Origin of the sequence: Aquella oligotrophica (genome assembly GCF_002892535.1) — a bacterium.
Lineage (GTDB): Bacteria > Pseudomonadota > Gammaproteobacteria > Burkholderiales > UBA11063 > Aquella > Aquella oligotrophica.
Genome location: NZ_CP024847.1, coordinates 590,504 through 607,404, shown reverse-complemented (window position 1 = coordinate 607,404; position 16,901 = coordinate 590,504). Strand labels below are relative to the sequence as shown.

Annotated in this window: 11 protein-coding genes; 4 read left to right on the top strand and 7 right to left on the bottom strand. The window is 36.8% G+C overall.

The genetic code is table 11. The features are described 5' to 3' along the window. Positions 1-674 precede the first annotated feature (674 nt). Positions 675-3,410: a glycoside hydrolase family 5 protein gene (locus CUN60_RS02795; protein WP_102950570.1), complete on the top strand. Its 2,736-nt coding sequence runs from the start codon at positions 675-677 to the stop codon at positions 3,408-3,410. A gap of 181 nt (positions 3,411-3,591) precedes the next feature. Here the strand turns inward: CUN60_RS02795 and CUN60_RS02790 are convergent, their stop codons facing one another. The 7 genes from CUN60_RS02790 to CUN60_RS02755 form a co-directional block, all read right to left on the bottom strand. Continuing rightward, complete coding sequence (locus tag CUN60_RS02790; protein WP_102950569.1) at positions 3,592-4,371, bottom strand: helix-turn-helix domain-containing protein; 780 nt, start codon at positions 4,369-4,371, stop codon at positions 3,592-3,594. Between the two features lie 119 nt (positions 4,372-4,490). Further along, complete coding sequence (locus CUN60_RS02785) at positions 4,491-5,069, bottom strand: Lcl C-terminal domain-containing protein (RefSeq protein WP_102950568.1); 579 nt, start codon at positions 5,067-5,069, stop codon at positions 4,491-4,493. A gap of 45 nt (positions 5,070-5,114) precedes the next feature. Next, the gene (locus tag CUN60_RS12860) at positions 5,115-8,348 is read right to left on the bottom strand and encodes an Lcl C-terminal domain-containing protein (RefSeq protein WP_158649262.1); all 3,234 of its coding nucleotides are present in this window, start codon (positions 8,346-8,348) and stop codon (positions 5,115-5,117) included. Positions 8,349-8,398: 50 nt separating this feature from the next. Then, entirely contained in the window at positions 8,399-9,514 is a 1,116-nt protein-coding gene (locus tag CUN60_RS02770; RefSeq protein ID WP_102950565.1) for a substrate-binding periplasmic protein, read from the bottom strand. Between the two features lie 26 nt (positions 9,515-9,540). After that, on the bottom strand, positions 9,541-10,962 hold the full coding sequence (gene tldD, locus CUN60_RS02765; protein ID WP_102950564.1) for a metalloprotease TldD: 1,422 nt from the start codon (positions 10,960-10,962) through the stop codon (positions 9,541-9,543). Between the two features lie 18 nt (positions 10,963-10,980). Continuing rightward, complete coding sequence (locus CUN60_RS02760) at positions 10,981-11,637, bottom strand: phosphatase PAP2 family protein (protein WP_102950563.1); 657 nt, start codon at positions 11,635-11,637, stop codon at positions 10,981-10,983. After that, positions 11,621-13,276 (bottom strand): ArnT family glycosyltransferase, encoded by a 1,656-nt coding sequence (locus tag CUN60_RS02755; RefSeq protein ID WP_102950562.1) that lies wholly within the window; start codon positions 13,274-13,276, stop codon positions 11,621-11,623. The genes CUN60_RS02760 and CUN60_RS02755 overlap by 17 nt, the downstream gene beginning before the upstream one ends. A 219-nt stretch (positions 13,277-13,495) precedes the next feature. Here CUN60_RS02755 and CUN60_RS02750 point away from each other — a divergent pair, with 219 nt between their 5' ends. From CUN60_RS02750 to CUN60_RS02740, 3 genes are all read left to right on the top strand, one after another. Then, positions 13,496-13,987, top strand: coding sequence for a glutathione peroxidase (locus CUN60_RS02750; RefSeq protein WP_102950561.1), 492 nt, complete (start codon positions 13,496-13,498; stop codon positions 13,985-13,987). Between the two features lie 58 nt (positions 13,988-14,045). Continuing rightward, complete coding sequence (ggt, locus tag CUN60_RS02745; protein ID WP_102950560.1) at positions 14,046-15,797, top strand: gamma-glutamyltransferase; 1,752 nt, start codon at positions 14,046-14,048, stop codon at positions 15,795-15,797. A gap of 317 nt (positions 15,798-16,114) precedes the next feature. Beyond that, entirely contained in the window at positions 16,115-16,825 is a 711-nt protein-coding gene (locus tag CUN60_RS02740) for a helix-turn-helix transcriptional regulator (RefSeq protein WP_158649261.1), read from the top strand. The last annotated feature ends 76 nt before the right edge of the window (positions 16,826-16,901 follow it).

Here is a 16,901-nt window from a genome sequence, read left to right as displayed (position 1 = left end):
AGCAGTTTGGCTAGATAGCGGCGGTTTAAATTCGCATTGGTAGAGCGATTTTTTCATTTAAATACTCCATTAGGGAAAATAATTTAATTAAGTTTGGAAATTGTAACAATAGCTATTTAGATTTGTCAATATATTTTTCAAATATTTTTTGCACTGCACCCATCGAGGGTAGAAATTAGTTTGCTATTTCTGTTAAATTTAAACAATCTTTTTTTAGTGGATATATTAACAAAGTCAAAGATTTTAGTTTTGTCCTCGCCTCATATAAGAGAAGCACCCATAATTAGATAATGATAACATTTAGTCAAAATGAATAGTATTACTCCGGCAATCCCCAGTGGAACAATTTAGGATAACATGGTAACTATTCATTCAATATGATATTAATCAAATCTTATAAATCTGGTAGATCATCGGATTTTCTATTTTCACCTCATCCATTTACGTATAACAGTTATACATGAATAATCATCAAAATTCGTATAATACTTATACGAATTTAACTATTTCAATTAGATAGCCAATAGAGCTAAAATAAACACTGCATAGATAACTCTTCGTACTTCAATCTTAATATTGATTTTGTCCTGCGTGGATTGGAATTAATTAAGAATGCTGTAATACAATAACAAAGATTTCGAAGATATTAGATTTCTATATTAGGAGGAAATAAAATGAACAGTAATATAATATATTTAAAAATCCGAAAACCGCAAATGCTAAAAGTAACATCCGTTTTAATCGGAATATTTCTAGCTGGCTGTAATGGTGGAAATAGCTCATCTTCTACAACTTCGGCAACACAAGGAGTGATTGATAATATTAACATCAATCGAGATAGCCAGTTAGCCACTCAATTATCAATTGAGACAACATTATTAACAGAGAATCAAGCTAATAGCAAAGCTATTTCAGACAGTAGTTGTATGCAGATACTACCACAAAATGGTAAAAATATGATTACCAGCTACTCCGGCAATCAATATTATAGCCCAGCCCAAATAAAGTTTACGCTACAAAATAAATGTTCAACCTACATCAACTTAAATGGTTTGACCGCAGTACTCTCTGGTATTAATATCAATGGCAAATCTTTTGCCAGTGCTGGTGGTTCAATTAAATGGATTGATCAGGATCAGCTAAATGGCGCACCGTGGCTTAATATTTCTTCTGCCAATAGCGGTAGTAATATTACACTAAATCTTACAACCCCTAGCTGTAGTGGAAATTATTGTGACTGGGCAAAAATGCCACCTAATTCAAGTAAGACCATCACTATAAATACTGCAGTTAATAGCGCTATCAATAGCTTTACTGTTAGTAGTCTGACACTTGATGGAGTAACACCTCCACCAGCAGTTGAGAGCGGCTCATTACAGCTAATAATTGATAGTAGCTCGTTAAAGTCTTTGTGTACGACGACCAATTGTGCCATAGGACTAGATTTAATCTCTCCAGCATCACAAAAGATCGCTAGCATGAATATAAATCCAAAAGAAAGCCCAGTTTATACCGTTAAATATAATGGCTTATTGATTGGTAATTATACAGTTAGTGTTAATGGTAGTAGTTTGCCAAATCCACAGGGCGGAAGCATTACTTATAAAACTGAGCCAGCGTCGATACCGGTTAGTAAAAATACCACCACTAGTGCCCAAACTACCTTTAGCTATATCCCAGCTAAAATACTTGGTAGCTTGACAATTACTAATCAAAATTTCCCAGATAGTACATTATTTGCCAATATCGGTGGCTTACCAGGCAGTGTTACGAGTGCTAGTAACAGTTATCCATTTACTATTAATCTTAATAGTTCAGCAAATATCAGTGGACTAAATACTGGAAATTATACTATCAGCGTTCAGGGTCTAGCTGATCCGCTTAAAGGAGTTTATTACAAAGCCGATCCATTATCTCTATCAATAGTTGATAACCAAAACACTGCTAAAAGTCTGACATTTAGCAAATTAGCAACTAGTAGCCTACATAAAGTTACGTTTAGTGTAAGTAATCTACCTGCTACAGCAACTAATGTTAGCTTTGCTGGACAAAATGCTGCATTCAAATATAATACCGATAGTTTGAGTAATGGTGATTACTGGTTTGCCAATAATGAATCAGCGATTGCTATAAATATTGCTGTTCCAACAGGTTATACTGTCAGTTATTCACCACAGGTAATAACACCAGCAACAACTAGTGTGAGTATTAGTTTTCAGGCAATTACTAATAGCTATCTGACAACCAGCAATGGGCAAATTGTTGATAGTAGCGGCAATATTATTAAACTAAAAGGTATCAACTGGTTTGGCTTTAATAATGGTGGAACCATGCTTGATGGTCTATGGAGTTCTGATCCATTAAGTGGTGATTTTTCAACTACAGTTCAACGCATCAAGGCACTTGGCTTTAATGCTGTACGCTTACCATTTAGCTTCAAGGATCTGGCTAAATCACCCAATAATTTCAGCCATAGTAATTGTCCAACGGCAACTAATTCACAGCTTCTGGCAAATTTGACTAACCCTAGCGTTACACCAGCAAGTGGAACATCAATTCCACCATTAAGCTATGCACCAACCAGAGCTAGCAATATGTGTAATGACTATTTACCCAATAATTCAACGATGGATCGCTTTATCTGGGTGATTGATTTCTTTGCCAAAAATGGCTTTTATGTCCTTATTGATGACCATTTACGCGAAGATCAAACTATTTTAAATAGCGGTGTTAGCTCGTGGGCAAATCAATGGAAAGATCTGGCTACTCGGATCAAAAATGGGATGCCAGCTAGTAGCTCAAGTAAAGTTATGTTTGATCTATTAAATGAACCGGATAACTTTGGTATTCGCTGGGAAGCTAGTGGCTCAAATCCAAGCCTTGCTACTGCTTATCTAAGCGCAATGGATGCAATCGCCACAGTATTACCGAATAATATCTATATGGTTGAAGGTACAGGTCAATCCGGTATCAATGCTAACTGGGGTGATGGTTTTGCTACCAATAAAACTCTGATTAGTCAATCGGGATTAAGTGATCCAAATGGATTCTTTACTGCCGTATTAAGTAAGCCATATGTTAATCAGGTAGTTGTCTCGCCACATGTCTATCCACCGACAGTGACCAATGCTAGCAGCGATTATTTTGGTAGCGGTTTATATAATCGGTTGAATAATTCATTTGGTTATCTAAATTATACAGGTTATTGTGTAAATAGCAACTGTCATAAATTCCCGGTAGCAATTGGCGAATTTGGCTCAAGATTTACCGATAACCGTGATTTACTGTTTTTCAATAGTTTTGCTTCGTATTTAAATAGTAGCAATGATGCTAATGATGGCAAACATCAGCCGATTTATAACTGGTTCTATTGGTCATGGAATGCCAATAGTGGCGATACTGGGGGGTAGTAGATGATAGCTGGAAAAACATTAACTGGAATCGGATTGACTATCTAAGTCGTGGGATATTATCCGGACAAACAGTTATTAATCCTTCGGGAATCGGCTTACAACCATGGTATATTAAATAATGTAAAAATAAAGGTAGCCTATGGGTTACCTTTATTTTGCCTATACCAAAATCAATTATTCATGAATTATCTTCAAGCATTACAATATATTGCCGCCACAAACTTTGTGGTATCGTTTGGTGCAATTTTAGCTGACGGGCTAAATCTATTAGTCTGGCAGAATCATTAACTATATTAAACTTAGGGCATATTTGCGTTGAAATGGTTTTGGCAATAGTTCCCCTAGTCACTTTAAGCATCTGGGCAACAAGCTCTTGAGAAAAACCATTACAAATTAGGAATAAGATTTCATGTTGTCTTTTTGATAGACTAATCTCCAAATTTTCAGCCGTTAAAGAGTTAAGTGCTGGAATGCTATCAGCGTTGGCAGTTGAAATAAACTCATGCAAACCAAAAAGATAATGTTTGACTGAATTAGACAATAAGGCAACTACCTCTCCGGAAGGATGCAGGATCGGTGTTAAAATACACAAGTAACCATGAAATTGTCCAGCATAAGGAATCATATCTATATAGCTTACTGATTTTTTATTATTAATTGCAAGAAGTTGAGTCTGGTATATCTTTGCACAAGCTCCAAGTATATTATCCGTATCAAGCCTATATTTTTGCTTTAATCCAGTTATAGACTCTTCTAAGGGCGTAGCATAACTCATACCAATACACTTATCCGCCGAGTCAATTGCTATAGAAGCTGCACTTTTTTCGGTTATAAATAATATCTTTGCATCTGCCGAGAATAAAGTAGTAAAGGAATTGCTTTTTGACATCCATTGAAAAGCAGGCAAAATAATTTCCTGTACATATTTATCTCTTTCTTTATCAGTCAATTTTTTCATGATAAACTCCAGTTACTAACAAATGACAATTAGCGTAACATCCCTAATCAAAATAAAAATGTACTAAAATGACAAAGAACACTAAGATTCAATCCAGCAGAAAGATCTCTTACAATTTACTATTTTCCACCGCGCACAGACCAAACGGAGTAAGAGCCGGACAAATCAGAATAATATGCACTTAAGCCGGTAGCCATATTTACATACCAAGCCCCGCCACCAACACCACTATACGGTGTGGATGACCAGTAACCACTACCTTGTACATCACTAAATATTTCGGTACCATTTAGCCAATCTGCTTGGTTTCCATTTGTTGCAGAATAATTGAATAAACTTAATAGTTCATTAATATTGGGTAAGCGCCAGTCGCTATAGCCACATAAATGGTAGCCAGTTGCGCTCGAATCTGTATTCATTTGCGCTACTAGATACTGTGCTGTACCTACCGTAGAACTACTTCCCCAGCTACCAGTTCCAAGCAAGTTTCCATTTCTTGGCCACATCAAACCAGTTAGATTATCAATAACACACTCTTCAGTTGTATCTACAGTAAAACGTGTAGTTGGCCACTCTTTACCAACACCAGCCGCAGCAGTATCACCAGGTGCAGCTTTGGGGGCGTAAGCAATATTCGCTGCATTGGCTATAATAAAAAAGCTACTTAGAAGCAAAATTTTAACTATTTTATAATTCATAAATTTATCCCTTTTAATTCAATTGGCTGCTGAAATAAGAAGTAATTACCTACTTCGTACTGGCCAAACATAAGCACCACCAGCCAAATTTTTGGGTAAAGTACCATTAGAACCATCCGCCAGATTAAGAATCCAAACTGAAATATTATCACTCATTGGTGTAGATGACCAATAATAGTCAGCCTGAATGTTAGTAAACCCTTGAGCAATTAACCAAGCCGCTAAATCACCATTCGGTGCTGCATAATTAACTAAGCTCAGTAATTCTGTTTCAGTTGGCAATCGCCAGTCTGTATAACCGCAATATGTAGCGGGAATAGCAGGAGAAGTTTGTGCACTTGCCCATGTATAAGTTGTACTGCTTGGTGCTTGTACCCACATCAAACCTGTTAAATTATCCACCCTTACTTCCTGCCCACTTGGGCAAGCACTACCATTTTCAGCAGTTCCGGCTTCAAAACGTGTGCTTACCGTACCACCACTACCCCAAGTGATCCCGGTATTAGTATCTGATGCAATCCCTTCTTGTGGAGCAGGCAAGTAGATATACGGTGTAGTTATGATATAGCTGATTGAGTTACTGCTTACTCCAGTTCCGCTTATGGTTGCTCCATTAGTCGCTGATAATAGGATTTCCGTTTCATTAGGTGTATATGGGTCATAACTAGGTAGTCCTACTGTACTATTATCAAAACCAGTATACCATGGGATTATACTAAAAGTACAGTTAGTCGTACCAGACGTATCCAAGGCACATGGGCTTGGATCTGATACTATCGTCCCGGTTACTGAATTTGCAAGTGTCGCAGTTAATGTTGATGTGCCACTGCCACTTATTGTTGCAGTGAAAGTTATCGGCGAAATACCCATTACGTTTGTTGCATCACCTTGAAGATTACTAATAGTAATTGCTGGGGGCGCTGGAGGAGGAGTAAGGTTAACATACTCTTCTGTCCCACCCATTGGCTGATTAGTATATGTTCCAGAACTATCAGTCCAGCTGGCGGTCACATTCTGCAATAGAAGATTATGGCTGCCAGCATCTGCTGAATTTAAAGTATAAGTATCAGTACATGTACCATTGGTAGCCGCCATTGCTACATCATTACAACCATGAGTACTTAGTGTCCAGCCTGCGGGCGGTGTATAGCTAGTCGTAAAGCCGCTCGCATCTATTACAGAATCGTTAGTATAGGTTACATCCAGTGTATAATTGGTATTGATATATCCAATATATTGATCAATAGAACTACCATCTCCATCAATGAAGCTAGCTCCAGTTATTGCTGAAGTATAGGTTGCTGATGGAGCTGCGGTTACGCTACCATTTAAAGTAGCAGTATTGCTACTCTGGGTCGCTCCACCTGTATATGGAGTGTAACTAACGGCAAAACTAGCGATTTTTGCTCCAGTTGTTACATCATTAGCTGCTGGACCAAACTGCGTTGCAATAGTACATGTGGCTGGGCTTGCCTCTAATGTTCCACCAGAAAGACAACTTCCGCCAGCTATAACACTAAATAAACCACTATTCGTGCCAGTTATATTAAATGTAAGATTGCTTGCTGCAACTTCGCCACTATTTGATAGTGTAAATAATGAGCCAGCAGCACTGGTAGATGTGGCATTATTCGGAATTGATGCATAATTCATCGTACTTGGCGATAAACTTAGATTTGCTGTTGACTGGGTAACTTTATAATTTACGCCCACTGTTACTGGTGTTGCAGCTATACCATTATTATAGTCGTAAGCAATACTTATATTACCAGCCGCTTGTGCGGTTACCGTCGAATTGGTATAAGTCACCGTTACTGTACAATTCCCTCCATTTGCGGTAAGTGTATTACTAATCGTTGCTGGTTGGGTTACCGTACATTTTGTAGCTGGATTACTTCCGTCACTAATAGTGAAGTTATTTGGTAAAGTCAGAACAAAATTATTTTCATTGGTATTGCCGGTATTGGTGATTGTCAGCTGCCTTGAAGCAGTATCATTTGCTGTCGTTACAAAAAAATCATCATCCGGATTTAATATGGCGGTTAATCCTGTAGCTGGAACTGGCGTAGGTGTTGGAGTAGGCGTAGGTGCTGGAGTGGGTGTAGGCGTTGGTGTCGGACTTGGCGTTGGTGTTGGATTCACATTTTGATCAGCCGCCGCAGCAATAGTAACCTCTTTTTGTCCATTATAATAAGTCAATACTATTTCACCACTTGAGGCTGATTGAGTTGGATCTTTGAGTTTTAATATTGCAGTAGTTCTACCGCCACTACTTAATCCTCCAGAACTAAAGGTTACCTCAATATTTGGGTTACTTGCAGTAAGACTTTGTAACTCTGCTGTTACACTACCTGTGTTACTGAAGGTTACCGACTGCTCTGGATTGTTTTGATTCAAGTAAACTGCTGAGGGGAGCATTTCTACTATACCAATATCACTGGCAGTAGTTAAGGTGCTACTTGTAGTGGCTGTTGATACTATCTCTGTTGACGAAAGATTTTTCTTGGAAGATTCTGTAGATGATGTTATAAGTTGTGTTTGGACTTTTATAACCTGAGTCAGGTTATCGCCTACGGGTACTGGCAATAAGATACTAAAGGTTTTACCCTGGGTATATGCACCAGCTCCGGCAATCAGTTGCTGATTTGGAATAGGGGTATTATTGCCATCTACCAAAACCACATTATTGAAGTTGCCAGCATTGGCTGAGGCTACTAGCCCTGCTACTAATATATATGGCGTACCATTAATTACGGTATGGGAATAGTTTAGCGTAATTCCATCCGCACCACTCAGGTTATTATATGCAGATTGCTGGATTCCCATTGCCGGGGTTACGACCGATTGGGCTGACTTACTTAATTTGCCCAAAAGGCTATTATCATTATTTAGACTTATGCCTAAACTTCCAGCAACTGCTCCTATTGGTACAGTTACTTTCAGATTACATTGCCCGTAAGACTCTATCACACTACAGTTTGCTGCGCTTGATGGATCGATCTTTGCACCTTGTGCGCCACCAATTATATTATTCAGACTATAATGTAGATTCTTTACTGCTGTATTGCTTGGGTTATTAATTACTACATAACCAGTATTGGCAACACTAGGATTACTATAAATCGTCCTCGGTGTGATTATCTGTAGTGTATTTACATCCCCATTATTGCCACTACTACTTGATCCACCTCCGCCACCACAGGAAATTAACCCCAATAGTATTGAGCATAATAATGTTTTTTGGAATACACCATAAGATTTTAAATACTTCCTATTCACTCTACCCCCATCTAGCCAATCTGAAGATTGTAAATTATAACAGATATTCGTTACAAATCACAACGATTTGCCTGCTCACCGACATATCTACGGCAAAGGGGAACAACGCTATCATCATCCTGAAAAGATGTAATCCCCAAATCAATTGCATGACGTAAAGGGCTATTCATTTTAACGGCAAATGAGATCTCATCATTTTCCAAGGTTACTGGGCTTACGGTTAAATCATTCCGATTATGCTGCCTTAAATAATGAATTGCAACAGGAGTATCACTAACAATTCCGGCTACTTTATCCTTCTCCAGTAATTTGATTGCCGCTTCCATATCTCCTACCCGAGTAACTGGAATACCATTTTTTTCTGCAACTTCAACATCAAACTCACCAGAAATACCAGCTACACCAGCTATTTGCAACCCTTCAAGACTTCCTGAACGATGCGCATTTTCATAGCGTGCAATCGTAAGTGCTGAAGTAAAATTGGCGTTAATTGCAGTAAATATCGCCGCGGCAATTATGATCCAAAAAATACCGATAATCCGCCCCTGTGTAGTTACTGGCATATAATCAACTTTTTTTTGAAAAAGATGTAACCATATTCGTTGAGTTAAGTTTGGATATTGGATATTACTATTATTTAAACCACTTTTTACTTTTTTATGTTCAAATAGCCACAATAGTGTCAAATATCCAGCAAAAGATAGAATAAGAGCAACGATTATATGCAGAAGATTTTTACTAATTAAAATTTTTGCAATATCAAAAATTCCAAGCTCATGTTTTTTGATAATAACACCAATAGAACTTAGATAAAATGGTCGAGAAAAATCAATTACCTCAAGTCTTTTAGCTGAAACAGATACCGGACCTATTACTACATCAAGCTTATTAGTATTTGCAAGTGTATTAACTACACTTTCCATATTATCGCTACTTAATGGAATATAACGATACTCCCAATGATTTAATTTGGCAATTCTGTCCCAAATATCTACTGCAATACCGGAATAATGTCCATTAATATTTTGGGCAAATGGCATATCCATTAATACACCTACCTGAATTGGATGCTCTTTACTCCCTAAATCATCAGCAAATGAAAGCGTAGCCATAATAGTGAAAAAAAAGTAAAAGATCAGTCGTAAACTAGAGTTAAGTAATTTCATAATAATCGCCTCATAAGAATTACTTATTAACCACCAACAATAAGTCCACCATCCAAACGGATTGTTGGTTGACCAACCCCAACAGGTACAGACTGCCCATCTTTACCACAAACACCAACTCCACTATCAAGAGAAAAATCATTACCAATCATAGTGACGTGCTTTAAACATTCTGGACCACTTCCAACTAGGGCGCAACCTTTGACCGGATATGATAATTTACCTTTTTCAATTACCCAAGCAACTGAAGCATTAAATACAAACTGTCCAGAAGTAATATCAACCTGTCCACCTTCAAAATTTTCCGCATATAAACCATAATCTACGCTAGCAATAATTTCTTCTGGAGTATGCTTACCACCTAGCATATAGGTATTTGTCATCCTTGGAATTGGAGTTGAAGCAAAAGATTCACGCCGTCCATTTCCGGTAGATTTGGTATTCATTAGGCGGGCATTTAACTCATCAAACATATAACCTTTAAGAATACCATCTTCAATTAATACATTATGCTGAGTAGGATTTCCCTCATCATCAATATTTAACGATCCACGACGATCACTAATCGTACCATCATCAATTACTGTAACTCCCGGGCTTGCTACCCGCTCACCAATTTTACCACTAAATGCCGAACTTTCCTTACGGTTAAAATCACCCTCAAGCCCATGTCCAACAGCTTCGTGAAGAATCACACCAGCCCAACCATTACCAAGGATAACTGGCATTTCGCCATTAGGACCAGCTTTAGCATCTAATTTCAAAATAGCCTGATTATATGCTCGCTCAATATAACCATCAATAACTTCATCATTAAAATACGATATATCATACCTGCCACCACCACCTGCGCCGGCTCTTTCCATTTGTCCATTCCGGTTCACAATGATACTGATACTCATATGAATTAAAGGACGAATATCACTAAAATGTTCCTTATCACTACGCACTAGATAAATTTGATCATATTCAAGATTTATGCTCGCAATCACATTCATAACATGAGAAAGTTTACGGGCAAGCTGATTAATCCGTTCCAGAATTTTTATTTTACCGATACTTTCCATTGTTGCAATCGGATTACTTAAAGTATATAATGGACTAATTAGTTTTTTATCGTGTGAGTATTTCCCAGACTGGGTATTAACTGGCTCTAGATATAAATTAGCAACTAGATTACTGATTACTTTCTCATTAAGCGCATTAGCATAGCTAAAAAAGGTTTTTTCACCACAAACTGCTCGAATCCCAATACCTTGATTTACAGCGTAGCTACCCGATTTGATTATCCCTTCATCCAGCACCCAAGATTCAGTTGCCGTATGTTGCAGATAAAAATCTGCAAAATCTACTCCTTTAAGCGCTATTTTATTAATTTCTTGGTCAAGAAAGCTTGGTTCTAAATTATTTGCTTCAAGAATTGTAGTAATCACCTGTTGATTAAGCATTTTTCACTCATTAAAAATTTATTCATTATGGTTATGGCTAATTGCAATTCGTTGCCAAATGGCAAGACTTATTACAGCACAAAATATCCCTAGCCCAATTCCAGCAAAGCAATCGCCAAGGAAATGGTAATCAAGAAGTATCAAACACGTAATACCAAAAAACGCCAATAAAAACCAAATATACGCTAGTTTAGGATAAACATAGCTCAACCACATTGCACAAAATACCACATAGGTAGAATGACCAGAAGGGAAACTCCCTTGATTGCCAAAACCATGTAGCCAGTTAAACCCATAAACATTATCATGAATCAAGGAAAGATTATTATTAATCCAAGTTTTTGGCCAATACCTACCAAAAAAAATTTTTAGCCCAGTTTTTATTTCCATGGTTAGCTTCAGCATCAGATAAAAATAAATCGGTGCGGTAAAGCTTAATACTTTACGCTGTTTCTGCCAGTAGTAGATTATTAATGCCAGCATTGCTAATACACTGATAAAAACTGGCATTCCTTCGGTAATTTTACGTAGTTGCAAATAGCTGTCAACGCCATATTGATGAATGGATATCGCAAGTGGACGATCTATAACAAGAATTGAAGTATAAGCCAGTATCCAAAGTATAATGATTATAACTAAGGACTTAAACAGATTTGATTTATTTATTTGTATCATTTTTTAATACCATAAAACACTCTAAATGTTGCTGTAGTTTTGCCGAATTTGCATAATATGGAATCACCTTATCAATGGTATTGCCACAAAACTGTCCAATTAATTGAAATTTTCCTTTATTGGCAGCTAACTGTTGCCACTCAGTATCGCGAATAAATAAATAATAACTCTCGGTAGTAGGTAAATCAGCCAACTCATGCGCTTTGTGATATGGGTAGTTAGAATGAAATTCTAGCGGTAAAGCATTAACATTATAATCATAAACTGGGAGGGACTCTTTTTGGGCATTTACTATTTGCGCTGCCAAATAACCAAAATCATACCGAGCATAAATTCGTCCATTCACGAGCATAATAAACACAAAAGCAAAAGAAATTGCTAATGCCGGATAAATAGTTATCTGTGATAGATAACTGATCTTATTTTTAGTTTGGATAATATAGATTAGTAAACCTAATGGTAGAATAATACTAATACTAGCCATGTCCAGCTTAAATAAGTATAGCGTTAGACCAATTGTAAGTATTATCAATAAAACACTAATTACTAGTTGGAATTGTGCAAGCTTTTTGCCACTTTGTCGATACAAATAATCAGCACAAAGTATTACAGCAAATGGCATAATGATATTGGTATAGTGATCAAGCTGGAATTTGGTAGCACTAAACATAATGAATGTAAGCCAGAAAGCTGCCAATAGATAAACCTGTTTAGCTTTAAGTACTCTATTGGCTTCTTTTTTGAAATTTTTTATTAGCTGATAAGTAGCGATTATAAATACCATGCTCCACGGTAAAAATGCCCATAAATAGGTATGAACAAAGAAGAATATATCACCATGTTTATTGACTATTGGTCCACTATTAAAGAATCTACCAAACTGACTACCCCAGAAATACCAGAGTATCCCGGAAACATGGGTTTGTCCAAAGATTACTTTTTCTGGATGAGCATCAAACTGGAGATAAAGACAAATTAGTTCAGGTAAGATAAATACTAGACTTAGTCCATAACCAAGTAGCCATTTAGGAGTTATTATCTTCTTAAATTGACCACTATATATCCATGCTGCAACTAAACCACTAAAGATAGTAATTACAACAAAGATACCTTTAGTCATCAGTGCTAATGCGGTAAAGAAACTTGCCAATAACAATGATTTAACGGAAGATTCTTTATCGTAGATCAGCCAGTAGTAACAAGCAGGCATTATTTCACCAAGGAGATAAGCTTCTGCCCTGACATCCATTGCGGATAGCATCAGATGCAAACTAGTTACATAAATCAATGTAGCCAGTAAGCCAACTTCGTGATTATAAAGGTGTTTTGCTAGCCGATAAGTATAATAAGCACCAAGGATATGAAATAAATATCCCGGTAATACATAGGCAAATGAATTAATCCCAAATATCTTAAACGATAGCGCTGCCATCCAAAATGGGAAGTGGGGCTTATCGAGCCAATCCTGTCCACCAGAGTATAAATCAATCCAGTTATGTTGTAGAATCATCTGCTTGGCAATATTTGCATATAGCACCGGATCATCATTACGCATTAGCGGTTCAAATAAACCAATCGCCGTAATTGCCAAAGCAATTAGAATAATCAGATAAAAATTTTTATTGCGTATATCCAGCATACCCTGCCCAAATATATAATTTGTAGTATAATTAGTCAATTAAGGTAACTATTGATATAGTACATTCACTATAGCTGCCGGAATATGAGGCAATAGCAAGGCGCAAGGCGACGCAGTCTGGATTGAACTAAATAAGGAGCCTTGCAACATAGCTATTACGAAATAGTACGAGCAGTTACCAATTAAGTAATCATTATACTATCTTTTGGAGCAAGACTAATGGCTGATAGCATCTACACCTTTAAGGCACAGGATATTCATGGTAAAGAGTTTGATTTTGAAGAGCTTCGGGGCAAAGTTGTGTTAATCGTCAATACTGCTAGCAAATGTGGCTTTACCGGACAATACCGTGAATTAGAAGAACTACATAAAAAATACCATGCTGATGGACTTGAAATTATTGGCTTCCCTTGTAATCAATTTGGACATCAGGAGCCCGGTAGCGAACAGGAAATTCTTGAATTTTGTAACCTAAATTATGATGTTTCATTCAAGTTAATGAGCAAGATTGAAGTAAATGGCAATACCGCCCATCCACTTTATAAACACTTGAAACAAAAAGCACCTGGTATACTTGGCTCTAAAGGAATCAAATGGAACTTTACCAAATTCCTAATTAATCGTGATAGCACAATTATTACTCGTTATCCACCACAATTAAAGCCTTCGGAGCTTGAAATCGGAATACAAAGCCTACTAAACATGAAATAGTCCAATAAATAAATTATTCCCTACTCCTAATTTAACTGTTATTTTTTATGGAATCCTGATGAATAGAAATACTACAATAAAAAAATCTGTGCTGGGTGTTTTAGTCGCAACTAGTTTTTTTAGTAATGCTTATGCTGCCAATCAACCAGTTGCACCAGAAGTTGCGACCGCGAAGACGGATAAAGAACTGGTATTAGGTAAAAAAAGCATGGTTGTAACTAATAATCCTTGGGCAAGTCAAGCAGCAAGTGAGATCTTAGGTAAAGGTGGAAATGCTACTGATGCCGCAATTGCAGCAGCCTTTATGCTCGGACTTACTGAGCCACAATCATCGGGAATTGGCGGTGGTGGTTATGCAATGGTTTATAATGATAAGAAGATGAAAGCCTATGATGGACGTGAAGTAGCTCCAAGAAGCGCAAATCCACAGTGGTTTATCGGTAGTGATGGCAAGCCTTTAAGCTTTGATCAGGCAATGCTTAGTGCCAAATCAATTGGTGTACCATCTGAAGTTGCCTTACTTTATAAAATGCATCAAGATAGTGGAAAATTAGATTGGAAAAAACTATTAGAGCCTGCAATCAAGCTTGCGCAAAAAGGTTTTCCGATGAGCCCACGACTATATAATTTACTCGTAGCAGATCAGAATGTATTATCGGCAAACCCGGCAATTACTGCGGTTTATTTTAATAGCGATGGTAGTGTTAAAGCAATTGGTACTACAGTAAAAAATCCTGATTACGCAACTACACTACAAAAAATAGCCAAGGATCCACAAGAATTTTATACAGGTAGTATTGCCAAAGACATTATCAATATTATCAATGAAAAAGCAGGCACTGAGCTTTATACTAAAAAAGACTTAAAAGACTATAATGTAATTGTTTATGATCCAGTTTGTAGTCTCTATCGTAATCAATACAAAATATGCTCAGTGCCACCATCATCAAGTGGCGGGGCAACAGTTCTTGAATTAATGCAAATTTATGCCAATAACTATTCGGGCAATAACCCACAGGATGTTAAATGGGCATATAATTTCCTTGAAGCAAGTAAACTTGCTTATGCTGACCGTAATCAATACCTTGCTGACCCTGACTTTGTCAAACAACCAGTTAAAGGATTACTAAATACAGATTACCTTGCTAGCCGTAGTAAATTAGTAAGTGAAAGCGCACTGGCAACGCCTGTTAGTGCAGGGATACCGGATGGAATTGATAAGAAATATGCACCAGATCTAAGCCCGAAACCACATGGAACGACATCAATGTCAATTGTTGATAAAAATGGTGATGCGGTAACTATGACTGTGACAGTTGAACATCAATTTGGTAGCCATCTGTTTGTGGATGGGTTTTTCCTTAATAATGAATTAACTGACTTCTCATTCAAGCCAGTATCTGATAATGGAAAACCAATTGCAAACCGCGTCGAAGCTGGTAAACGTCCGCGCTCATCAATAGCACCAACCATGGTTTTTGATAAAAAAGGTAAGCTTTATGCCTTGACTGGTTCACCGGGTGGTAGTCAGATAATTTGCTATGTTGCCAAAAATCTGATTGGCATGCTTGATATGGGACTAACACCACTAGATGCGGTAAGTAGTGCCAATCTTTGTGCAGTTAATACCAATCCGGTAATTGAATCTGGTAATGACTGGCTAAATCAGCAAATACCACAATTGCAAGCTATGGGCGAATCAATTGTCCAATCCGATCTGGTAAGTGGCGAAACCAATATTCTTAAAACCAAGAATGGTTGGCTTGGCGCAGCTGATCCACGCCGTGAAGGTGTTGCGATTGGTAATTAGACCATCTAGTCGTAACTTTTGGGTGTTTTTATAGAAGAAAACACCGTTGCTCTGTTGATGAATGCTATGCATAGTACTACTATAGTGAGTATGCTATAGTAAATCACCACCATCAAAATGGGTATAAATTTTTATACCCTAAAACATTATAATCAGCCTCAACACACTCAAATATCCAATTGTTATATATACACATTTTAACAAAAGTTTTAACAGCAGCTTAATTGTGGGTATTTCTGCCCATATACAATTAATTCATTAAACACTTACAATCATGTCTATATAAATAATTGATTAAAATAACAATAATAGTCCGAATGAATAAGCATCTTGAAAAATATATAAGACACTGTGAAGATTTTTACAGTGATACCTTTATGATTGTCCTTGATAGAGATTTAATTGCAAGATTTGCAGGAAATCAATACTTAAAAGTGGGAAATAAAAATCTGCAATCAGTTGTTGGCAAACATATTCATGCAACAGCACTTATACCGGATGAAAATATTCAACCATCACTCAAAGCCTTTAACAAAGCAATAACCGAAGGTATAACAGTTCCAGTATTAATTGCGAACTTACTACATAAAATTGAGGATAAAATACAAGTTTTAGGCGCTTGTATTTCACCCATTATGGAACCAAATACAAGATACGTCATTGGCTTACGCTTTGAATTTTGTACAATAAAAATTGATACGTTTTTTCAAATATTGATAAAAAACGCGCAACCAATAGTAAATAATAATTTACCACATAATGATGAATTTTTAACTAAGCGTGAACATCAGATTGCCTTTTTATTGTTTTACTGCTCAAGCTATGTAGAAATTGCAGAAATTATCAGTCGATTTAATCAGCGAATTATTACCGAGAAAACGGTACGGAATATAGTTAGTCGTTATCTATACCCAAAATTTAACGTTAGTAATAAAGATAGTCTATTGGCTAAATTACAACTACACGGCTATCACAATAAAATACCAAACTCTCTTTTAAGCAATCGCTTTATTGATCTAAGTCGTTAATATAATCAATAATATAGTAGCATAATTAAAAAAACAATTTGTAGCCAATTTCATAATTAATCAGTTAACTTGATTA